The organism is Mesorhizobium sp. M0139 (assembly GCF_040322455.1).
Taxonomy (GTDB): Bacteria; Pseudomonadota; Alphaproteobacteria; order Rhizobiales; family Rhizobiaceae; genus Mesorhizobium.
Genome location: NZ_JAMYTN010000005.1, coordinates 286,753 through 307,288 on the forward strand (window position 1 = coordinate 286,753; position 20,536 = coordinate 307,288).

Sequence of the window (20,536 nt, forward strand, 5' to 3'; positions counted from 1 at the left end):
GGCTTACTGCCCCAGCCGTTCGAGCAGGATCGGCACGTGCACCTGGTCGGATTTGTAGTTGCCGGTCAGCATGTACATCATGATGTTGACGCCGGCGCGCAGCGCATAGATGCGCTGCATCGGATCCGATGGCACGGTCGGCAAAAGCGGGTCACCATTCTCGTCGACGGCCCAGGCGCCGGCAAAATCATTGGCGGTGATCAGGATCGGCGAGACGCCGTCGCCGACGCGTACCGGCCGATTCTCGGCATTGCTGGCCTCGAGCGAGGCTTCCACCCAGAGCGGGCTGCCGGAGAAGCGGCCGGGAAATTCGGGCAGGATGAAGAAGGATTTGGTCAGCACATGGTCGGCGGGCACCGGCTCCAGCGGCGGCACGTTGAGATTGCCGAGAATGTCGCGCAACCGTTCCGTCGCCGGGCTCGCCGAATCCGCACCGATGCCGTTGGCGAACTGGTCGCGCGTGTCGAACAGCACCGTGCCGCCCTGCTGCATATAGGCGTCGATGCGGGCGATCGCGGCTTGACTCGGCATCGGCGCGGAGGGATCGATCGGCCAGTAGATCAGCGGATAGAAGGAAAGCTCGTCCTTCGAGATATCGACGCCCGCCGGCGCGCCCGGCTCGAGCGCGGTCTTCTCGATCAGGAAGCGGGTCAAGCCTTCGAGCCCTGCGCGGCTGATCGAATCGTCACCGGGCACACCGGTCAGCACATAGGCGATGCGGGTCTTGGCAATGTCCTCGATAGCGGCGGCATCGCCGGGCTTGGCGTCGTCGGCGCGGGCGAGGTCGGCATGGCCAAACAGCATGCCGAGGCCAAGCAGCAGCGCAGCCGTCGTTGCCGCAGCCGAGCGGGCGCGGCGCGGCCGGCGCGAGATCAGCCCGCCCATCCAGAACACCGCCAGCGTGTCGAGTAGCATAAGCACAAGTGCCGCTGTGACCAGCGATCCCTTGAGGTCGCGCGATTCATCGAAAGCGTACTGGATATTGGTCACCGGCACTGTGAATTGCGGGCGCACCAGCGGCGCGAAGGCGGTGGCCGGGTCGAGCAGATTGTGGGCGAAAACGCCGGTTTCCGAGCCATAGAGGCCGGGCGGGTTCTCGAACGTCACCGGCAGCGAGCCGGCGCCGGGGACCAGCGGTCGTGCGTCCGGCGTCGGCGGCACCAAAGTGCCGTCGGCGGCTATCATGCGATAAGGCGCCAGCGACGTAGCAGCGGCTTCAGCGTTGGCGACCGCCGCACCCTGGTTGCGCGACAGCTGCACAATGCGCCGCAGCATCTCGACGAAGCTGCCGGAGATCGGCAGCGTCGACCATGTCGCTTCCGGGGTGATGTGGAACAGAACCAGCGTGCCCTTGCCCTTCTTCAACCCGGTCACCAGCGGGGTGCCATCGGCAAGGGTTGCCCAGGTGCGTTCGACGATGTCCGGCGTCGGTTCGGCCAACACCTGCCGGCTCACCGTGATCTCGGCCGGCGGTGCGAGGTCGGCGAACGGGCCGTTCTTCGGGAATTCGGTCACCGCTTGCGGCGTCGTCCATGACAGCGCGCCGCCAAGCGAGCGCTCGCCGGTGCGCAGCCTGACCGGCAACAGATCATCGTCATTGCCGGCGGCGGCCAGCCGCGAACCGGCAAAGCGCACCAGCGTGCCGCCATTGTCGACCCAGTCGACCAGCCGCTGATGGACCTGCGGCGGAATGGTACCGATATCGGCCATGACGATCATCGCCGGCTTCTGGTCGAGAAGCTGCGGGATGGCGTCGGCGAGATCGACGCTCGACGGTTCGACCAGATCGGCGAAAGGCTGCAGCGCGCGCCTGATGTAATAGAGCGGCGACAGGAGCGGCTGCGCCTGGTCGGCCTCGGCCTGCGATAAAAGTCCGACGCGGCGGCGCTTGGAGCTTTCGTCGAGCACGCGCACCGCACCTGCCTGGCGTTCGCCGTCGAGCGCGATCGAGGCGAAGTCGTTGCGCAGTTCGAACGGCACCGCCATCGTGCCGGTGGCGGTGGTCTCACCCGGCGCGAAGGTCAGCGTCGCGTCGGCGATGCGGCGGCCCTTATCGTCGAAGGCGCCGGCGGTGACTTGGGCCGGCGCCGGATCGCCGGGCGCGCGGATGGCGGTCAGGGCGAAGCCGTCGACCTGATTTTCGGCGCCAGTGAGCCCAGTCAGCGCCAGCCGGTCGGAATTGGCCCAGACGACACGGGCGGCGCTTTTCGACAGCAGGGTGTTGAAGGCGGCCTCGTCGCCCTTTGCCGCAAGGCCGTCGGTGAGAACGGCAACGCTGGCGCCGGGCAAGGTTTCCAGCACGCCGGCGACGCGGGCATAGACAGCGGGTCGGTCGGTCGGGATCGGCCTCGGCTTGGCGGCGCGCAGCCGGTCGAGGGCAGCCGCCCCATCGAAGGGGCCGATCTCGGCGTTCGGCTTTTCGGCGGTGAAGGCGATGACGACCGGTACGCCGTTCGAACCGGCATCGGCGATCAGCCGCTGGGCGGTGGCGACGCGCTTGCCCCAGTCGGCGGCACTCGCCCAGTCATTGTCGATGACGAGTGCCAGGGCGGCGCCCTCGGCCGGCAATTTTTCGCGCGGATTGAAAACGGGTTCGGCTAATGCCGCGACGACAAGGGCTGCCATCAACAGCCGCAGCAGCGTCAGCCACCACGGGCTCTGCTGCGGCGTTTCCTCGCGCTTCAGCACGCGAGCGAGGATCTTCAGCGGCGGAAACATTTCGGACTGCGGCTTGGGCGGTGTGAGCCTGAGCAGCCACCAGATCACCGGCAGCGCCAGCAGGCCCCACAACACCATGGGAGCGCCAAAGGAGAGCGGCAGCCAGCTCATGCGCCGGCCCTTCCCACGAATGCGCCATCGGCGGTCATCGCCATGTGGATGCGCACCAGCGCCTCGGAAGCGAGGCGGTCGGTGTGGTTGACGGTATAGCTCCAGCCGAGGCGCTTGCACCAGCTGGCCAGCTCCTGGCGGCGGGCGGTGTAGAGCAGGCGATATTCGTCGCCGAGCATTTCGGCGCGGCCGGCGGTCAGCTTGTCGCCGGTCTCGGGATCGGTGAATTCGGTGCGGCCGGCATAGGGAAAGGTCTCCTCCGCCGGATCGGCAACCTCGATCAGATGCGCACGCACGCCATGCCGCGCCAGCACATCGAGCCATTCCATGGTCTCCTCGACCGGGTCGAGGAAATCGCTGACGACGACGATGTCGCAGAAGCGGCGGATGGCGGACAGGTCAGGCTTTGCCGGCGGGTCGGCGGCGTGCATCAATTGCGCCGCGATGCGCTCGGCGCCGTTGCGGGCGGTGAACGGATCGGTCAGGCCGGGCCAGGCGATGCGCTCGCCGCTGCGAGATAGTAATTCGGCCATGGCCAGTGCCAGCACCAGCGCGCGCGATTCCTTGGAAACGCTGGCGCCAGTCGATTTGTAGAGCATGGAGGGCGATGGGTCGGCCCAAAGCCACACCGTGTGGGCTGCTTCCCATTCGCGGTCGCGCACATAGGTGTGGTCGTCCCGGGCCGAACGGCGCCAGTCGATGCGCGAGGAATCGCCTTCGACATAGGGGCGGAACTGCCAGAAATTCTCGCCGATGCCGCGCTTGCGGCGGCCATGCCAGCCGGCAATTACCGTATTGACGATACGGCGTGCCTCGACCAGCAGGTCCGGCACCAGCGAAGCCCGCAACCGGCCCCTGGCGAGCGCGTCGCGCGTCGCTGCCGGTGCCTGGACTTCGCCGATACGCGCCATCAGATTCCTTTGGCCAGTTTCGCTACCACGTCGCGCACGGTCGTGCCCTCGGCGCGGGCGGCAAAGGTCAGCGCCATGCGGTGCTGCAGCACCGGTTCGGCCAGCGCGCGGATGTCGTCCACCGACGGCGCCAGCCGCCCGTCATAAAGCGCGCGCGCACGGGCGCACAGCGTCAGCGCCTGGCTGGCGCGCGGGCCGGGACCCCAGGCGACATGCTTGTCGGTCTCGGCATTGCCCTGGCCGGGACGCGCCGAACGCACCAGTTTGAGGATGGCGTCGACGACGCTTTCGGGCACCGGCATACGGCGGATCAGCGTCTGGATTTCCCTCAGCCGCGCCGGCTGCAGGACGTTTTGCGCCTTGGCGTCCTCGATGCCGGTGGTTTCGAGCAGGATGCGCCGCTCGGCCTCGATTTCGGGATAAAGGATGTCGACCTGCATCAGGAAGCGGTCGAGCTGTGCTTCGGGCAGGGGATAGGTGCCTTCCTGCTCCAGCGGGTTTTGCGTCGCCAGTACATGGAAGGGCGCGGGCAGGTCGTGGCGAATGCCGGCGATGGTGACGTGATATTCCTGCATCGCCTGCAGCAGCGCCGACTGGGTGCGCGGCGAGGCGCGGTTGATCTCGTCGGCCATCAGCAATTGCGCGAAGATCGGGCCGGAGATGAAGCGGAAGGAGCGCTTGCCGGCCTCGTCCTGTTCCATCACCTCTGAGCCGAGAATGTCCGACGGCATCAGGTCGGGTGTGAACTGGATGCGGCGCGAATCGAGGCCGAGCACGACACCGAGCGTTTCGACCAGCTTGGTCTTGGCAAGGCCGGGCACGCCGACCAGCAGCGCATGGCCGCCGGCAAGCAGCGCCACCAGCGTGCGCTCGACCACCACTTCCTGGCCGAAAATGACGCGGCCGACGCCGTCGCGCACCCTGGAAATATCGGCCAGCGCAGTCTCGGCCTGGGCGATCATGTCCTTTTCGCTGATTGGGCTTTCCTTGACCATTACGCTCATGCCGCATCGATCCTTGTGCTGGAAGTACCGGCTTGCACTGCAGTGTGCCTTAGAATGCCGCGATTCGGCTTCGCCTGGCGCCTACGAATGAATTTAAATCACAGACTTAGGCTGACAAGCGGAACAACAGTGACTATTTCGTGACCATGACGGAACGCTCCGAACATCGCGAACACAGCCTTGCTGCCGCAACCGAGGCGCGCGATCTCGAAGCGTTGATCTCGCGTGCGGCTCGCGCCGGCAAGGGCGCGGCGCCGGTGGAGCGCTGGAATCCCGACTTCTGCGGCGATCTCGACATGGAGATCAAACAAGACGGAACGTGGTTCTATCTCGGCACGCCGATCGGCCGCATGCCGCTGGTGCAGCTGTTTTCCAGCGTGCTGCGCAAGGACGAGGATGGCAGGACCTATCTGGTGACGCCGGTCGAACGGGTCGGCATCCGCGTCGTGGACGCGCCTTTCATCGCGGTTGAAATGGATGTTTCCGGCGCCGGCGCCGAGCAGACCATCACCTTCCGCACCAATGTCGGCGATGTCGTCGAGGCCGGGCCTGGCCATCCGCTGCGCTTCGTCGACGAGAACGAGACCGGCGGCCTGAAACCCTATGTGCTGGTGCGCGGGCGGCTGGAAGCGCTGGTGGCGCGGCCGGTGATGTACGAACTGGTCGAGCATGGCGAGGAGATCGATATCGGCGGCAAGACGATGTTTGCCGTGCGCTCGAAAGGCGAAATCTATCCGATCATGCCGGCGGAAAAACTGAAGCGGCTGAGCGCATGATGGATCAGGTGAGGCCGCCGCCGTTTTCCACAGCGGATTTTCGCGCGCGGGTCGCGGCGCAAGCTGAAGTCCATGCCGGCGACGATTATGGCGATCATCGCTTCAACCCCGGCCATCCACGGTTGACGCAGCTCAAAGCGCTGCGCGACGCCGCGGTGCTGATCCCGGTCGTCGATCATGGACGCGATGCGACCGTGCTTTTGACCAAGCGGGCGGAAAAACTGCGCAGCCATTCCGGGCAGGTGGCTTTTCCCGGCGGCACCATTGATCCCACCGATGCGACCCCGGAAGCAGCGGCCTTGCGCGAGACCTTCGAGGAGATCGGCCTCGGCCATGACCGCATCGAGATCATCGGCCGCATGCCCGATTATGTCGCCGGCAGCGGCTATCGCATCGCGCCGGTGCTGGCGATCGTCGAGCCCGGTTTTACGCTGTCGCTCAATTCCGACGAGGTCGACGCCGCCTTCGAAGTGCCGCTTTCGTTCCTGATGGATCCGGCCAACCACACCAGGGACAGCCGCATGTGGAACGACCTGGAATGGTTCTTCTACGATATGCCCTATGGCGGCCAGCGCATCTGGGGCGTCACCGCTGGCATCATCCGCACGCTCTATGAAAGGCTCTATGCTTGAGTGATCCGATATCGCTGGCGGGCAGAGCCGACTGGCTGGGTGAAAAGCATCTGCAGCGGCTGCTTGCCGTGCTGGCGCAGGGCGGCGAGGAAGCCCGCATCGCGGGCGGCGCGGTGCGCAATGCGCTGATTGGGCAGCTGGTCGCCGATATCGACGTTGCTACCACTTGCCTGCCCGAGGAAACCGTTCGCCGCGCCGAGGCGGCGGGCTTCAAGGCGGTGCCGACCGGCATCGAGCACGGCACGATCACGGTGATTGCCGGCGGCGCGCCCTATGAGGTCACCACGCTGCGCGCCGACATCGAGACCGATGGCCGCCGCGCCAAAGTGTCGTTCGGCCGCGACTGGAAGGCCGACGCCGAACGGCGCGATTTCACCATCAACGCGCTCTATGCGGAGGCTGACGGGACGGTGGTCGACCTGGTCGGCGGCGTCGGCGATATCGAGGCACGAAGGCTGCGCTTCATTGGCGATGCCGAGCAGCGGATCCGCGAAGACTATCTGCGCATCCTGCGTTTCTTCCGCTTTTTCGCCTGGTATGGCGAGGGTCGGCCCGATGCCGAGGGATTGAAGGCCTGCGCCCGGCTCAAGGACGGTCTCGCCCATCTCTCGGCCGAACGCATCTGGTCCGAACTGAAGAAGTTGTTATCGGCCCCAGATCCGTCGCGCGCCTTGCTGTGGATGCGCCAGGCCGGCGTGCTCACCAGCGCCCTGCCGGAAAGCGAGAAATGGGGCATCGATGCCATTCATGGGCTGACCAAGACAGAAAAGGATCTGGGCTGGGCGCCGGACCCGCTGCTCAGGCTGGAGGCGATCGTGCCGCCCGATGCGGCGAGGATGAAGACACTGGCCGAGCGGCTGAAACTTTCGACCACTGAGGCGGAGCGCCTGCGCCACTGGGCGCTGACGGCTGCCGTCGAGCCCAAGACAAGCGAAGCGGAACTGGCCAAGAAACTCTATTCCGGCGAGCGCCAGGGTTTTCTCGATCGCCTGCGGCTGTCGCTGGCGTCGGCGCGAGCGCGGGCTCTCGAGGACAATGACGCGCTGGTTCAGGCCGGCGGGTTTTCGCGCCTGCTCGCTTTTGCGCTGAAATGGGAAAAACCGGTGTTCCCAGTCAAGGGCGGCGATCTGACGGCGCTTGGCGCGTCGCCGGGGCCAATACTCGGTGCGATCCTGAAAAACCTGGAAAAGGAATGGATCGGGTCCGGCTTTGCGCTCGATCGCGACGCGCTGCTGGAGCGCGCCGCGGAAGCCTTGAAGGCCAGATAGGACTGCTCAGGCCGCGTCGCGAACTTTCTCGATGCGCGAGCGGATCGCCTCGATCATCGTCTCGCGAATGACCGTTTCGCCATGTGTCTCGCGCATATGGTCGACGGCGCGGCGCATGACCTCGGCTTCCTCACCGGCACGGGTGTGCCACTCACAGCCGGGAACCAGCGAGCCGCAATGGAATTCCTTCATGGGATTTTCTCCTTTTCCTCCTTGGAGCCTGTGCCTCTCATGGGCACACGAAGCTCCGCCATCTCTGTTCCGCGCCCTGTCACAGCAGTCGGTTTCGGGGGCGCGCACGGGGGAGTTAGCATAACACGGTTCCACGAGTTTGGTTGCCGTGGGGGCGAAAAAGGCGGAGCAGCGCTGCTCCGCCCCCTCTTGCCAGGCTAAGCCAAGGCGAGAACGTTCGGTCTTGTCCCGATCACTTCTCGATCTTGACGGACTCGGCAACCTTGTTCTTGCCGCTCATGTCCCAGGAAACGCGGACCTTTTCGCCTGCCTTCAGGCCAGGATCCTTGAAGGTCTTGGGCAGCGTAAAGGTCGATCCATCGTCCAGAACGAGGCTCATGGCCGTGCCATCATAGGTCTTGACCGTGCCCGTGGTGTGCTTGACCGCGGCAAAGGCAATCGAGCCGGAAGCGAGAAGGGCAGCGGCGGCTGCCGAAACAATGAGCTTTCGCATGTAATACTCCTGGAAATGCGGGCATCCGTTTGGAAAATGCTCCGCCTTGTTCAGGGCCGTCCGGTAGCGTCGTGTCGCGGTTCGGGACTGAACCGCCGGCGCTTCCCGGCCCGAAACGACAAATAGTCGTTTTATTTCAATTGCCTATTAGACGAAAAAGATAATGGCGATGCCACATTGGCTGCCCAGATTCGGCGAATGGGACGTCAATGCGGCTCACGTTTCGCTCACCGATTTTTTACGGCCACCTGACCTCCGGCGGCAGGCTGGACAGGATCGAAGCGACATTGCCGCCGGTCTTCAGGCCGAAGATGGTGCCGCGATCGTGAAGAAGGTTGAATTCGACGTAACGGCCGCGGCGAATGAGCTGCTCGTCGCGGTCGTCGTCGGTCCAGTTCTCGTTGAAATGGGCGCGAACCAGGTGTCCGTAGACGACAAGGAAAGAACGCCCGACATCCTGGACGAAGTTCAAATCGGCATTCCAGCCGCCTTTCTCCTCCCCCGAATGCAGCCAGTCGAAAAAGATGCCGCCGACGCCGCGCGGCTCGTGGCGGTGCGGCAGATAGAAATACTCGTCGCACCAGGCCTTGAATTTGGGGTGGTCGGCGATCGCAGCGTTCTTCTCGCAGGCGAACTGCATGGCTCGATGGAAGGCGACCGTGTCGGGGTGATCTTCCGTGCGGTTGCGGTCGAGCACCGGCGTCAGATCGGCGCCGCCGCCAAACCAGTGGCGCGACGTCACGACCATGCGGGTGTTCATGTGCACGGCCGGCACGTTGGGGTTCCAGGGATGCGCGATCAACGAAATGCCTGATGCCCAGAAGCTCGGGTCTTCCTCGGCGCCGGGCATCTGCTTCCTGAATTCGGGCGAGAATTCGCCATAGACGGTCGAAGTATGGACGCCGACCTTCTCGAAGACGCGGCCGCGCATCATCGACATGGCGCCGCCGCCGCCCTTGCCATGGTCTCGTTCCCACGGCGTCTTTTCGAAGCGGCCGGGCGACCATTCGGCCAGCGGACCGGTCAAGTCCTGCTCGATCTGCTCGAAGGTGGTGCAGATGCGCTCCCGCAGCGTCTCGAACCAGAGCCTGGCCTTCATTTTCTTCTGTTCGATGTCGGCTGGCAGGCCTGCCGGTATTTCTGGTCGTTCCAAAATGCTGTCTCCGGTCGCAGCCGACAAAGGACCTAGTGGAGTGAATTTGAGATTTGCACACAGCGTGGCGCAGGGCACGGCGCAAATGTCAAATTCGAAAACTCCACCAGAAACATGAACTTGCTAGTGGTCCTTGTGATTCCAACGTTCGCAACGGCGACTGGGGATTAGGAAGGCGAATGTTGGAATCGGAGCACTAGCCTTTTCCGGGCGCGATCCCTAATCTCTTAGGGGCAAGGGTCAAGTGTCATCTGGTTCGGCCTAGGAGTTCTTTCATGCGCACGCCGGCAAGACCGCCGCTGCATGGCCTGAAGAAAAGGCTCGATCGTTCACGCGCCGAGCGCGAGCGCATGCCGCGTGACGGGTTTTTGCGCGAGACCTTCGTCCTGCCGCGCCCGGATGCGCGGCTCAAGGCCAAGGAATGGTTCGAGCGTTTTCCCAAGCAGGCCTACTGGACCGAGATCGAAAGCTGGTTCGAGCGGCCGGGCGACGTAATCGAATTCACCATACGGCGGCTGCCCGCGGCGGATTAGGATTCCACAAGCAGTCGCCTTGCGCCCGGCCCTTGCGCACTCAAGCGATCTTCCCTGTTTCGCAGCGGGCATTTGTCGATCGACATGCAGCCGCAGCCGATGCAGTCGGTAAGGCCGTCGCGCAGCTTCTTTAGCTGAGTGATCTTGCGATCGAGGTCGTCGCGCCAGCCGGTCGACAACAGGTTCCAGTCCTCGCGCGTCGGGGTACGGCCTTCTGGCAGCGATTCAAGTGCGGCGCCGATCTCGGCCAGCGAGATGCCGACCTCCTGGGCGATCCGGATGATCGCCACCCGCCGCAGCACGTCGCGGCCATAGCGCCGCTGGTTGCCCGACGTGCGGTGGCTGCGGATCAGCCCGCGCGCCTCGTAGAAATGCAGCGCCGACACCGCCACGCCGCTGCGCATGGCCAACTGGCCGACCGTCAATTCCTTTACCGGAGCCATCTCGATTTTCCGCTTGACCTCAACTTAAGTTGAGCTTGTAGCCAGGAAATGTCGATAGGGCAATTGAGGAGAAGGCGATGTGCGCCTGGGTGAGAATGATGCAAGACGCAAGGGCCGTTGGCGATGACGACAACGCGTTGAAGGTTCTAGCCGAGTTGCCGGATGGCTTCACCGGCGACCATGGCGACGGACAGCGCGACGTTGATGCTGCGCGTGCCCGGCTGCATCGGGATCGTCAGCCGCGCATCCGCCGCCTGATGGACAGGATCCGGCACGCCGGCGGATTCGCGGCCGAACAGCAGGATGTCGCCTTGGGCGAAGCTGAAGCCCGTATAGGGGGTCGCGGCTTTGGTGGTGAGCAGCACCAGCCGGCAGGCTTGGCCCTTGCGCCAATCCTCGAAGGCGTTCCAGTCGACATGCCGGGTCAGGGCAGCCATTTCGAGGTAGTCCATCCCGGCGCGCTTGAGCGCTTTGTCGGAGAGCGGAAAGCCGGCTGGTTCGATAATGTCGACGCCAAGGCCGAGGCAGGCGGCGAAGCGCAGGATTGTTCCGGTGTTGCCGGCGATGTCAGGCTGGTAGAGGGCGATGCGGAGACGGTGGTTCATTTCCGCGTCTTTCTAATAAGTGGCAGATCGGCCACAGCGGGTGGCTGGTTTTGGAAATTGCTGGACCTGCGGGTGGCCATTTTCTGCGAAGTCGATTATGCCGCACGCATTGTCAACCCGAACCGATGGAGGGGTATTTCATGATGACCATGCACATCCAGCGCCCCTCCCGTGGGCTTACCTGCCTTCCGGCGGTTTCGGTACGACGATTTACCTGATTTCTTAGATCTGATCGCACCGATTCCCGCCGAACCCAATTTTCGGCTCTCGAAGGAATCCTGCGATGTTTTTCAACCGGTTAAAGGGGCCAAGCGCCCCAGCTGAGCATGTCGCGACCGAGGCCTATCCTCGTGTCCCGACGGATGCAATCCGTGCCTCCGGCCGAATGCCGGCGCACGACATTGCTTCGCCTTTTTATGTCTATTTTCACACGGAGGACGGACCGATGTTCGATCCCTATAAGATACCTGGTTCAAGAAGCCTGCACGAACGCAAGACGGCGACCTGGGCGTTGCTGGTCGGCGAGACCTATTCGTCGGCGGTTCATGCGCAGACGCGCCGGCGTCCGCATCGCGGCATGTTGCCGGATGTCGATTTCTCGCGTGCGGTTCCCGACCACAGCCGGCCGTCGCTGGTGCGCCGGATCATCCGGCTGATCCGGCCGGGCGCGAAAAACCGGACTGGCGGCGGCGTGCCGTCAGTTCAGTCGAACGCTTCTGTCGGTGAAAAGCCCGCAAGTCCCTATATTGCGCGAAGCAGGACCGATGGCCCGGGTGATTCCGGGCCGTCAGTCCCCGCCGACGTACGGTCTGGGGACGCGGAGCGCCCCGGGGATTTTTCCCGCGCCGCATGAGCGGACAACAGTTTTGTGAGCATCCCTATGTTTAGCTGGTTTGAAAGAAGGCTCGATCCGTTCCCCGCAGCGGAACCGGTCGAGCCGCCGAAGACGCTGGTTGCCTTCTGCGTGCATTATACGCGCGGCGCCTGGCCATACATCATCGTCGATGCGGTGCTGGTGACGGCGATTGCCATCGCGGAAGTGTGGATGTTCGGCTTCATGGGCCACATCGTCGACTGGCTGTCCGGGCAGAACCGCGAAACCTTCCTGCAGACCGAGAGCTGGAAGCTCGCCGGCATGGCCTTCGTCGTGCTGTTCGCGCTGCCGGGTACGGTATGGCTGCATTCTTTGCTCAACCAGCAGACGCTGATGGGCAACTACCCCATGCGCATCCGATGGCAGGTGCATCGTTATCTCTTGAAGCAGTCGATGAGCTTCTACCAGGACGAATTTGCCGGCCGCATCGCCACCAAGCTGATGCAGACGGCACTCGCCGTGCGCGAATGCGTCATCAAGGTGATCGAGGTGCTCAATTACGTCATCGTCTATTTCCTCGGCATGCTGTTCATCGTCGGCTCGGCCGACTTGCGGCTGGCGGCACCTCTCGGCGTCTGGCTGCTCGGCTATATCGGGTTGTTGCGCTATATCATCCCGAAGCTGGGCAAGGTCGGCGAGGCGCAGGCCAATGCGCGCTCGACGATGACCGGCCGCGTCGTCGACAGCTACACCAACATCCAGACGGTCAAGTTGTTTTCCCATGCACGGCGCGAAGCAACGTTCGCGAGAGAAGGCATGGCAGGCTTCCTCGACACGGTCTACCGGTCGATGCGGCTGGTGACGGTGCTTTACGGGCTGCTCTATATCCTCAACGCGCTGCTCCTGTTTTCGGTGACGGCGCTGGCGCTGTGGCTGTGGCTCGGCCAGGCGGTGACGATCGGTGCCGTCGCCGTGGTCATCGGCCTCGTGCTCCGTATGTGGGGCATGTCGCAGTGGATCATGTGGGAAATGTCGAGCCTGTTCGAGAACATCGGCACGGTGCAAGACGGCATCGCCTCGATCTCGCTGCCGCGCCTGGTCGAAGACCGGCCGGGGGCGAAGGACATTGCCGTCACCAAGGGCGAGATCCGCTTCGACGACATTCGTTTCCACTATGGCAAGCAGAAGGGCGTCATCGAGAACCTGTCGCTGACGGTGAAGCCCGGCGAGAAAGTCGGCATTGTCGGGCGCTCGGGTGCGGGCAAGTCGACGCTGGTCAATCTCCTGTTGCGGTTCTACGACCTCGAGAACGGCCGGATCCTGATCGACGGCCAGGAGATCGCTTCGGTGACGCAGGATTCGCTGCGCGCGCAGATCGGCATGGTGACGCAGGACACTTCGCTGCTGCATCGTTCGGTGCGCGACAACATTCTTTACGGGCGGCCCGATGCGACGGAGGAAATGCTTGTCGAGGCAGCCGGGCGGGCCGAGGCGCTGGAGTTTATCGGCAGGCTTTCGGATCACACCGGACGTAAAGGGCTCGACGCTCATGTCGGCGACCGCGGCGTCAAATTGTCCGGCGGCCAGCGGCAACGCATCGCCATTGCTCGCGTTATGTTGAAGGACGCACCGATACTTATCCTTGACGAAGCGACGTCGGCGCTGGATTCCGAAGCCGAGGCCGCCATCCAGGAGAATCTCTACAAGCTCATGCAAGGCAAGACCGTCATCGCCATTGCGCACCGGCTGTCGACCATCGCGGCGATGGACAGGCTCGTCGTCCTCGACAAGGGCCGTGTCATCGAGGAGGGGTCGCACGAGGAACTCGTCGCCAGCGGCGGGCTCTACGCGCAGCTCTGGCAGCGCCAGTCGGGCGGGTTCCTGCTCGATGACGGTCCGGTCGATGCCGCCAATGACGCTGTTGCCAACGACATCGGCGTGAAGGGTGAAGCCGCAGAGTGATGACGTCAGCATGATGACAGCCGTCTATCGCTGGTTCGAGGACTGGGTCTATCCGTTCAGGGAGCCGGCGGACCTTCGGCCACCGCCAAGCGTCGGCGGCTTCCTCTGGCACTATGTCGGCCAGGCGAAGTTCGCCTTCTTCGCCATGCTTGTCATCGGCGGCATCGCGCCGCTGATCGAGGCCGGGCTTTTCTACTTCGTCGGGCGGCTGGTCGATATTCTCGATCAGCTTCCCGGGGAGCGCAGCTGGGACGCGCTGTGGACCGCCGCCGGGCCTGAGCTTGTCTTCATGATCGCAGTGGTGCTGGTCATCCGCACCATCGTCGTCGGCCTGTCGGCGCTGGTCAACGAACAGACGATCACGCCGGGGTTCTACAATCTGGTGCGCTGGCAGGCGCACCGGCACGTATCGCGCCAGTCCTACACCTTCTTCCAGAACGATTTCGCCGGCCGTATCGCGACAAAAGTCTGGCAGGCGGGGCAGGCGACCGGCGACCTGATGGAGAGCTTCATCGAGGTCATCTGGTTCATGCTCATCTATACGGTGACGACCTTGGCGCTGGTCGCCGGGCTGGATCTGCGCCTGGCCGTGCTGGTGGTGATCTGGATCCTCGCGTTCGCCTGGCTGGCCAAGCTCTATCTGCCCTCGATCCGCAGGCATGCCGAGGCCACGGCTGAAGCTGGCTCGATGATCAATGGGCGCATCATCGATTCCTATTCCAACGTGCAGACGCTGAAGCTGTTCTCGGCCGACGGCGACGACCGCTACATCAAGAACGGCTTCGACATCTATCTCGATGCATTACGGCCCTTCACCCGCCGGCTGACCGGCGTGCGCATGGCGCTGACGACGCTGTCGGGCATCATGATCACCGCGATTGGCTGCTTTGCCGTCTATCTCTGGGTCGAAGGGTCGATCACCGTCGGCGCCGTCGCGTTCACGCTGTCGCTGGTCTTGCGGCTCAACATGCTGCTCGGGCGCGTGATGATGCAGCTCAACGGCATATTGCGAAATCTCGGCGTCCTGGAAAACTCCAAGGCGCTGATCTCGCAGCCGCTTGGCCTTGTCGATGCGCCGGATGCGAAAGAGCTTGTCGTCGCCGGCGGCCGCATCGAGGTGAAGAATGTCGAGTTCCACTACGGCAAGGGTTTTGGCGTGCTGAATGGCATCGACCTTGTGGCCAAGCCTGGCGAGAAGGTCGGGCTGGTCGGGCCGTCCGGTGCGGGCAAGACGACGCTCGCCAACCTCATCTTGCGCCTCTACGACCTCGAGAGCGGGAAAATCCTGGTCGACGGGCAAGACGTCGCCGAGGTGACGCAGAACTCGCTGCGCGCCAATATCGGCGTGGTCAGCCAGGAGACGGCGCTGTTCCACCGCTCGCTACGCGACAACATCAAGCTCGGCATGCCGGATGCAACTGACGCCGAGGTGATCGCGGCGGCGAAGAAGGCCGAGGCGCACGAGTTCATATTGGGCCTGCGCGACAACCGGGACCGTACCGGCTACGAGGCTTTTGTCGGCGAGCGCGGCGTGAAACTGTCGGGCGGCCAGCGCCAGCGCGTCGCGATCGCCCGCGTCTTCCTCAAGGATGCGCCGATCCTGATCCTCGACGAGGCGACCTCGGCGCTCGATTCCGACATCGAGGCGGCGATCCAGGAGAATCTGGCCAGGCTGATGGAGAACAAGACGGTCATCGCCATCGCCCATCGGCTGTCGACCATCGCCGCGCTCGACCGTCTTGTGGTGCTGGACGGAGGCCGCATCGTCGAACAGGGCACGCATGACGAGCTGGTGGCGCTCGACGGGCTCTATGCGCGGCTGTGGAAGCGGCAGTCCGGCGGCTTCCTCTACCACGAGGAAAGCGTGCTGGAAGAGACACGGCCGGCGGAGTAGGGCATGGCAGCGTCGCCTGATGTCGGCTACGTCCTCAAGCGGCTGCGGCCAACCGCGCCGGCCTTCGACGCGCTGAAGGAGGAGAGCCGGCTGGAGGGCTACTGGATGCTGGTGCGTCTGGCGGATGGCTGGGCAGGCGGCCGCAACAAGTTCCTGAAACGAGGCGAGGCGCTGTTTGGCGCATGGCATGGCCGAGAACTCGCTGGTGTGTGCGGGTTGAACGTCGATCCTTATTTCGAAGGCCGGGACCACGGCCGGGTCAGGCACCTGTTCGTCAGCGCGCGTCACCGCCGCAGCGGCATTGGCCGCATGCTGGTCGAGACCGTCATTGACAGGGCACGTCATCATTTTGCCGTGCTGAACACCCGCGCGCCACAAGAAGCCTTTGGGTTCTATGAACGGCTTGGCTTCCAGCCGGTGGTGGGCGAAGAATTCGTCACGCACCGCATGATGCTCTCTCAAGACAGAAAAGGAGGCTGAGATGTCACTGCGTCCGCCATCCCTAGGCGCCTCGGCTGCCGAAGCCGCGTTCGACGCCCTCGGCCATGAGATACTGGCTGAAAAGGCCGCAGCGCTCGGCCGTGCCGGCCAACGGGTCGAGGAAACGCTGGCCAAGCTCCGTCAGAACAACGACGACGAGGAGCAGCGACCGCGGCTGCTCAAGGAGGCTGCCGCAGCGGTGCACGCCTATTTCATCCAGCGCGAACTCTGCGGCCTGCGCCGGCATGAGTCGGTCATCCGCGAATACGATATCCCAAGGGCCGTGCTGGTCAGGCTCGGTGCAAGCTAGAGGTCACCAGCCGGCAACAATCATTCCAGCCATTCGGTGATGAAGCTGCCGTTTTCGTGGATGTCGGTCGTTTCGAGCGGGCCTGGGCCAAGATTGGTGAATTTGTGCGGCGTATCGGGCGGCACGATCAGGATCTGGCCGGCCGTGGCCTCTATCTGCTGGTCGCCGATCGTGAACAGGCCGGTGCCTTGCCGGATGATGAAGATTTCACAATAGGGATGCGTGTGCAGGCGCGGGCCGCCGCCAATCTCTTCCTGATAGTTGAAAATCAGGCAGGAGTTGGAGTCGTAGGCGCCGCATTGCAGTTCGCCCTGCCAGCGGCCGGGCGTCCTGGTCCAGGTCTCGCGGTCGATAATATGTGCCATAGCCTCTAACCCTTCGTCGGTATCCAGGGGTTGAAAAGCTTCACGCCGGTGCCTTCAAAATCCTTGGTGTTGCGGGTCACGACAGTCAAGTTTTTGACGAGCGCGGTAGCGGCTATGAGGGCGTCGCGCTCCGGCTTTGGATCGGGAACGTGGAGGTTTGCGCAACGCACGACAACAGCCGTGTCTATGCTCAATATCCGGTCGTCAAACTGTGGAATGAGTGTCTGATCCAACCATTCACGGTACATGGTGGCCTGGCGAGTATCCTTCCTCGACAAGAGCAATGTTCCGATTTCGAGTTCCAGGATCGAAATGACCGACATGAAAAAGCTGGCGATGTCGTGGGTCTCTGACCAGGCCAAAACGTTGCGATCGGCCTTGTCCCGACGACGCAGATTCGAAACGACATTGGTGTCAAGAATGAACATCAGTCGAGTTCGGGAATCTTGAAAAACGGTCCTTCCAGGCGAGGTGGTTCCCAATCGAAATCTGCTTCGGGGCGATCATCGGCAATCGCGTCCGCGAGGCTTCTCGGCTTCTTCTCTAAACGCTGATATTCCTCCATCGACATCAGCACATGGGAGGGCTTGCCGCGGTCGGTAATGATGACCGGCCCGTTCTTGGCTGCCCGTTTGGCATGCGCCGTGTCCTGGTTGAATTCACGGCTCGACATGATGGTTATCGTCTTCGTCGAGATATTCATATCAACACCTCCATCCGGAAGATGTAGACATATTGCTACATTCGGCCAAGCTCGTCAAATTTCTCTTCGTGCGGAACGCCCGCGACAATCTGCCCTTGTGGCCTCAGCCCGCTGGACAAAAACGGGCTTCACGCATAAACCGAAATCCAAATGCCGGAGGAATTCGCTAGCTTGTTCGCCATGCGCTGTCGGGCCGGCGCGATGGAGCGGGGACAAAGCTCGGCCGCCGGCTCGGAAGAGGCGAAAGGATCAGGCACCCGTGAGCGCAACCGACACCCAGGATCCCAACCGTCGTGATTTTCTCTACGTCGCCACCGGCATGGCCGCAGTCGTTGGCGCAGGCGCCGTTGCCTGGCCGTTCATCGACCAGATGCGCCCCGATGCCTCGACGCTGGCGCTCGCCTCGGTCGAGGTTGATGTCGCCTCGCTGACGCCTGGCATGTCGCTGATTGTCAAATGGCGCGGCAAGCCGGTCGTGGTGCGCAACCGCACCGAGCAGGAGATGAAGGACGGCGAAGCCGTGAACCTTGCCGACCTCAAGGATCCTATCGCCCGCAACGCCAATCTGCCAGCCGATGCGCCGGCGACCGACGCCAACCGCACCACGCCCGGCAAGGAAGCCTGGATGGTGATGGTGCAGGTTTGCACGCATCTGGGCTGCATTCCGCTTGGCCAGGAAGGCGATTTCGGCGGCTGGTTCTGCCCGTGCCACGGTTCGGTGTACGATACCGCCGGCCGCATCCGCAAAGGCCCGGCGCCGGAAAATATGGCCGTGCCGGTATTCAAGTTCATTTCCGATACCAAAATCCTTATCGGTTGAGGCAGGGGATAATTCGATGAGCGAGGGACACTCGACCTATACGCCCAAGACCGGTATCGAACGCTGGTTCGACGCCCGCATGCCGCTGCCGCGCATGGTCTATGACAGCTTCATCGCCTATCCGGTGCCGCGCAACCTTAACTATGCGTGGACCTTCGGCGGCATTCTCACGATCATGCTGGTGGCGCAGATCCTGACCGGTATCGTGCTCGCCATGCACTATACCGCCGACACCAATCTCGCCTTCAATTCGGTCGAGAAGATCATGCGCGACGTCAATTCGGGCTGGCTGTTGCGCTACATGCATTCCAACGGCGCCTCGTTCTTCTTCGTCGCCGTCTACATCCACATCTTCCGCGGGCTTTATTACGGCTCCTACAAGGCGCCGCGCGAGTTGCTGTGGATCCTCGGCTGCATCATCTACCTGCTGATGATGGCGACCGGCTTCATGGGCTATGTGCTGCCCTGGGGCCAGATGAGCTTCTGGGGCGCCACCGTCATCACCGGCTTCTTCAGCGCCATTCCGCTGGTCGGCAACTGGATCCAGGAACTGCTGCTTGGCGGTTTCGCCGTCGACAATCCGACGCTCAACCGCTTCTTTGCGCTGCACTATTTGCTGCCGTTCATGATTGCCGGCGTCGTCGTGCTGCACGTCTGGGCGCTGCACGTGGTCGGCCAGTCGAACCCGACCGGCATCGAGGTGAAATCGAAGACCGACACCGTTGCCTTTACGCCCTATGCGACCATCAAGGATGCATTCGGCATGATCGTGTTCCTGTTCTTCTTCGCCTATTTCGTCTTCTACCTGCCGAACTTTCTCGGCCATCCGGACAATTACACGATCGCCAACCCGCTGAAGACGCCGGCCCACATCGTGCCGGAATGGTACTTCCTGCCGTTCTACGCGATCCTGCGCGCCATCACCTTCAACATCGGGCCGATCAACTCCAAGCTCGGCGGCGTGCTGTGCATGTTCGGCGCCATCGTCATGCTGTTCCTGGTGCCGTGGCTCGACACCTCCAAGGTGCGCTCGGCGGTCTATCGGCCCTGGTACAAGCTGTTCTTCTGGCTGTTCGTCGCCGACGCTGTCCTGCTTGGCTGGCTTGGCTCGCAGCCGGCGGAAGGCGGCGGTCTGTTGACCCTCCTGATAGGTGAGGTCTCGGGCAACTACGTTGGCTACGCTCAAGCGGCGACACTGTTCTACTTCGCCTTCTTCCTCGTCATCCTGCCGGTGCTTGGCCTGATCGAGACGCCACGCAGACTGCCGAATTCGATCACCGAGGCGGTGCTGGAGAAGAACAAGGGTGCCGGAGGGGGACATCCGGCCGGTGCGACCGCGGCGCCGGAAACCAAAGGCTGAGTGAGAATCTAAGGGGATTTGGCATGAAAAAGATTCTCACCTCGCTCGCCCTGCTAGGCGTGTTTGCCGCTGGCATGGGAGCCGTCGGCAGTGTGGCGATCGCCGCTGAAGAGGCGCACAACGCGGCGGCACCGACGCATTTCCCGATCCACGAGCCGAAGGAGATGGACTGGACTTTTGCCGGTCCGTTCGGCACCTACGACAAGGCGCAGCTGCAGCGTGGCTTGAAGGTCTACAAGGAAGTCTGCTCGGCCTGCCACTCGATGAATCTGGTGGCGTTCCGCACGCTGGAGGACCTCGGCTATTCGGAAGCGCAGATCAAGTCGCTGTCGGCCGAGTACACCATCCATGATGGACCCAACGATGCCGGCGACATGTTCGACCGCCCGGGCAAGCCGTCCGACCATTTCCCGGCGCCGTTCGCCAATGAGGAGGCGGCTGCCGCTTCCAACGGCGGCGCTGCCCCACCGGATATGTCGCTGCTGGCCAAGGCGCGCGGCGTCGAGCGCGGCTTCCCGCGCTTCGTCTTCGACATCTTCACGCAATATGCGCAGGGCGGCCCGGACTACATCCATTCGCTGCTGACCGGCTACGACGAGACGCCACCTGCCGGCATGGTGATCCCCGAAGGCACCCACTACAATCCATACTTCATGTCCGGCGTGTCGCTGAAGATGCCCAAGCCGCTCTCCGACGGCCAGGTCACCTATGATGACGGTTCGCCGCAGACGATCGACCAGTATTCGCGCGACGTCTCGGCGTTCCTGATGTGGGCGGCCGAGCCGCATATGGAAGACCGCAAGAAGACCGGCTTCCGCGTGCTGGTGTTTCTGCTTCTGTTCGGGGCGCTGATGTATCTGACCAAGCGCAAGGTATGGGAAGGCGTGGCGCACTAAGCCGCATCTTATTCCTCGGAAATGGAAAGGGCGTCTTCGGACGCCCTTTTTGCTTGCCAAACCGGACATGGTTCGCATCTTGGCGCAGCAGCC

At 63.3% G+C, this 20,536-nt stretch carries 23 protein-coding genes; 12 read left to right on the top strand and 11 right to left on the bottom strand.

From position 1 onward, the window contains the following. Positions 1-3: 3 nt before the first annotated feature. Genes NKJ58_RS10775 through NKJ58_RS10785 form a run of 3 tightly spaced genes read right to left on the bottom strand, consistent with a single transcriptional unit; the run spans position 4 to position 4,744 of the window. The gene (locus NKJ58_RS10775) at positions 4-2,829 is read right to left on the bottom strand and encodes a DUF4159 domain-containing protein (RefSeq protein WP_023701553.1); all 2,826 of its coding nucleotides are present in this window, start codon (positions 2,827-2,829) and stop codon (positions 4-6) included. Then, on the bottom strand, positions 2,826-3,740 hold the full coding sequence (locus NKJ58_RS10780) for a DUF58 domain-containing protein (RefSeq protein ID WP_023701554.1): 915 nt from the start codon (positions 3,738-3,740) through the stop codon (positions 2,826-2,828). Before NKJ58_RS10780 ends, NKJ58_RS10775 begins: the two co-directional genes overlap by 4 nt. Continuing rightward, complete coding sequence (locus NKJ58_RS10785; RefSeq protein ID WP_023670009.1) at positions 3,740-4,744, bottom strand: AAA family ATPase; 1,005 nt, start codon at positions 4,742-4,744, stop codon at positions 3,740-3,742. The genes NKJ58_RS10780 and NKJ58_RS10785 overlap by 1 nt, the downstream gene beginning before the upstream one ends. A gap of 146 nt (positions 4,745-4,890) precedes the next feature. On the opposite strand from NKJ58_RS10785, the gene NKJ58_RS10790 reads away from it, so the two are divergent. From NKJ58_RS10790 to NKJ58_RS10800, 3 genes are read left to right on the top strand one after another with little or no spacing between them, the layout of a single operon-like run. Next, on the top strand, positions 4,891-5,520 hold the full coding sequence (locus NKJ58_RS10790) for a DUF1285 domain-containing protein (protein ID WP_352853132.1): 630 nt from the start codon (positions 4,891-4,893) through the stop codon (positions 5,518-5,520). Next, positions 5,520-6,152, top strand: coding sequence for a CoA pyrophosphatase (locus tag NKJ58_RS10795; protein ID WP_023686146.1), 633 nt, complete (start codon positions 5,520-5,522; stop codon positions 6,150-6,152). The genes NKJ58_RS10790 and NKJ58_RS10795 overlap by 1 nt, the downstream gene beginning before the upstream one ends. Further along, complete coding sequence (locus NKJ58_RS10800) at positions 6,149-7,420, top strand: CCA tRNA nucleotidyltransferase (RefSeq protein WP_031199225.1); 1,272 nt, start codon at positions 6,149-6,151, stop codon at positions 7,418-7,420. The genes NKJ58_RS10795 and NKJ58_RS10800 overlap by 4 nt, the downstream gene beginning before the upstream one ends. A gap of 6 nt (positions 7,421-7,426) precedes the next feature. Here NKJ58_RS10800 and NKJ58_RS10805 read toward each other — a convergent pair whose 3' ends face one another. From NKJ58_RS10805 to hemF, 3 genes are all read right to left on the bottom strand, one after another. After that, positions 7,427-7,612 (bottom strand): DUF1059 domain-containing protein, encoded by a 186-nt coding sequence (locus tag NKJ58_RS10805; RefSeq protein WP_023670013.1) that lies wholly within the window; start codon positions 7,610-7,612, stop codon positions 7,427-7,429. 232 nt (positions 7,613-7,844) lie between these two features. Beyond that, the gene (locus NKJ58_RS10810; protein WP_023686144.1) at positions 7,845-8,105 is read right to left on the bottom strand and encodes a DUF1344 domain-containing protein; all 261 of its coding nucleotides are present in this window, start codon (positions 8,103-8,105) and stop codon (positions 7,845-7,847) included. Positions 8,106-8,343: 238 nt separating this feature from the next. Beyond that, positions 8,344-9,258, bottom strand: coding sequence for an oxygen-dependent coproporphyrinogen oxidase (gene hemF, locus NKJ58_RS10815; protein WP_023670015.1), 915 nt, complete (start codon positions 9,256-9,258; stop codon positions 8,344-8,346). A 275-nt stretch (positions 9,259-9,533) separates the two neighbouring features. On the opposite strand from hemF, the gene NKJ58_RS10820 reads away from it, so the two are divergent. Then, positions 9,534-9,791 carry a hypothetical protein gene (locus tag NKJ58_RS10820; protein WP_023683688.1) on the top strand — a complete coding sequence of 86 codons (258 nt, stop codon included), beginning with the start codon at positions 9,534-9,536 and terminating at the stop codon, positions 9,789-9,791. Here NKJ58_RS10820 and soxR read toward each other — a convergent pair. Both soxR and NKJ58_RS10830 read right to left on the bottom strand, forming a co-directional pair. Further along, on the bottom strand, positions 9,788-10,234 hold the full coding sequence (soxR, locus tag NKJ58_RS10825) for a redox-sensitive transcriptional activator SoxR (RefSeq protein WP_023691595.1): 447 nt from the start codon (positions 10,232-10,234) through the stop codon (positions 9,788-9,790). The genes NKJ58_RS10820 and soxR overlap by 4 nt on opposite strands. 146 nt (positions 10,235-10,380) lie before the next feature. Beyond that, entirely contained in the window at positions 10,381-10,839 is a 459-nt protein-coding gene (locus NKJ58_RS10830) for a tRNA (cytidine(34)-2'-O)-methyltransferase (RefSeq protein WP_023670018.1), read from the bottom strand. Positions 10,840-11,284: 445 nt separating this feature from the next. Here NKJ58_RS10830 and NKJ58_RS10835 point away from each other — a divergent pair, with 445 nt between their 5' ends. Genes NKJ58_RS10835 through NKJ58_RS10855 form a run of 5 tightly spaced genes read left to right on the top strand, consistent with a single transcriptional unit; the run spans position 11,285 to position 16,299 of the window. Beyond that, a complete protein-coding gene (locus NKJ58_RS10835; protein ID WP_023683691.1) occupies positions 11,285-11,692 on the top strand; it encodes a hypothetical protein in 408 nt (135 codons plus the stop codon). Positions 11,693-11,719: 27 nt separating this feature from the next. Next, the gene (locus NKJ58_RS10840) at positions 11,720-13,615 is read left to right on the top strand and encodes an ABC transporter ATP-binding protein (RefSeq protein ID WP_023713950.1); all 1,896 of its coding nucleotides are present in this window, start codon (positions 11,720-11,722) and stop codon (positions 13,613-13,615) included. A 10-nt stretch (positions 13,616-13,625) separates the two neighbouring features. Further along, positions 13,626-15,509, top strand: a complete 1,884-nt coding sequence (locus NKJ58_RS10845; RefSeq protein WP_352518296.1) for an ABC transporter ATP-binding protein — start codon at positions 13,626-13,628, stop codon at positions 15,507-15,509. A gap of 3 nt (positions 15,510-15,512) precedes the next feature. Further along, positions 15,513-15,989, top strand: coding sequence for a GNAT family N-acetyltransferase (locus NKJ58_RS10850; RefSeq protein ID WP_023833524.1), 477 nt, complete (start codon positions 15,513-15,515; stop codon positions 15,987-15,989). Between the two features lies 1 nt (position 15,990). Beyond that, a complete protein-coding gene (locus tag NKJ58_RS10855) occupies positions 15,991-16,299 on the top strand; it encodes a DUF6665 family protein (protein ID WP_023683695.1) in 309 nt (102 codons plus the stop codon). Positions 16,300-16,319: 20 nt separating this feature from the next. On the opposite strand, the gene NKJ58_RS10860 is transcribed toward NKJ58_RS10855, so the two are convergent. From NKJ58_RS10860 to NKJ58_RS10870, 3 genes are read right to left on the bottom strand one after another with little or no spacing between them, the layout of a single operon-like run. Next, entirely contained in the window at positions 16,320-16,664 is a 345-nt protein-coding gene (locus tag NKJ58_RS10860; protein ID WP_023683696.1) for a cupin domain-containing protein, read from the bottom strand. A gap of 5 nt (positions 16,665-16,669) precedes the next feature. Further along, entirely contained in the window at positions 16,670-17,092 is a 423-nt protein-coding gene (locus tag NKJ58_RS10865) for a type II toxin-antitoxin system VapC family toxin (protein WP_023670025.1), read from the bottom strand. After that, on the bottom strand, positions 17,092-17,367 hold the full coding sequence (locus tag NKJ58_RS10870; protein WP_023701566.1) for a type II toxin-antitoxin system Phd/YefM family antitoxin: 276 nt from the start codon (positions 17,365-17,367) through the stop codon (positions 17,092-17,094). Before NKJ58_RS10870 ends, NKJ58_RS10865 begins: the two co-directional genes overlap by 1 nt. 259 nt (positions 17,368-17,626) lie before the next feature. Between NKJ58_RS10870 and petA the strand changes: the two genes are divergently transcribed. The 3 genes from petA to NKJ58_RS10885 are packed head-to-tail and all read left to right on the top strand — an operon-like array spanning position 17,627 to position 20,443. Then, positions 17,627-18,187, top strand: a complete 561-nt coding sequence (gene petA / locus NKJ58_RS10875; protein ID WP_023670027.1) for a ubiquinol-cytochrome c reductase iron-sulfur subunit — start codon at positions 17,627-17,629, stop codon at positions 18,185-18,187. A 16-nt stretch (positions 18,188-18,203) separates the two neighbouring features. Beyond that, the gene (locus NKJ58_RS10880) at positions 18,204-19,547 is read left to right on the top strand and encodes a cytochrome b (protein ID WP_023670028.1); all 1,344 of its coding nucleotides are present in this window, start codon (positions 18,204-18,206) and stop codon (positions 19,545-19,547) included. Positions 19,548-19,570: 23 nt separating this feature from the next. Then, complete coding sequence (locus NKJ58_RS10885; protein ID WP_352518294.1) at positions 19,571-20,443, top strand: cytochrome c1; 873 nt, start codon at positions 19,571-19,573, stop codon at positions 20,441-20,443. The last annotated feature ends 93 nt before the right edge of the window (positions 20,444-20,536 follow it).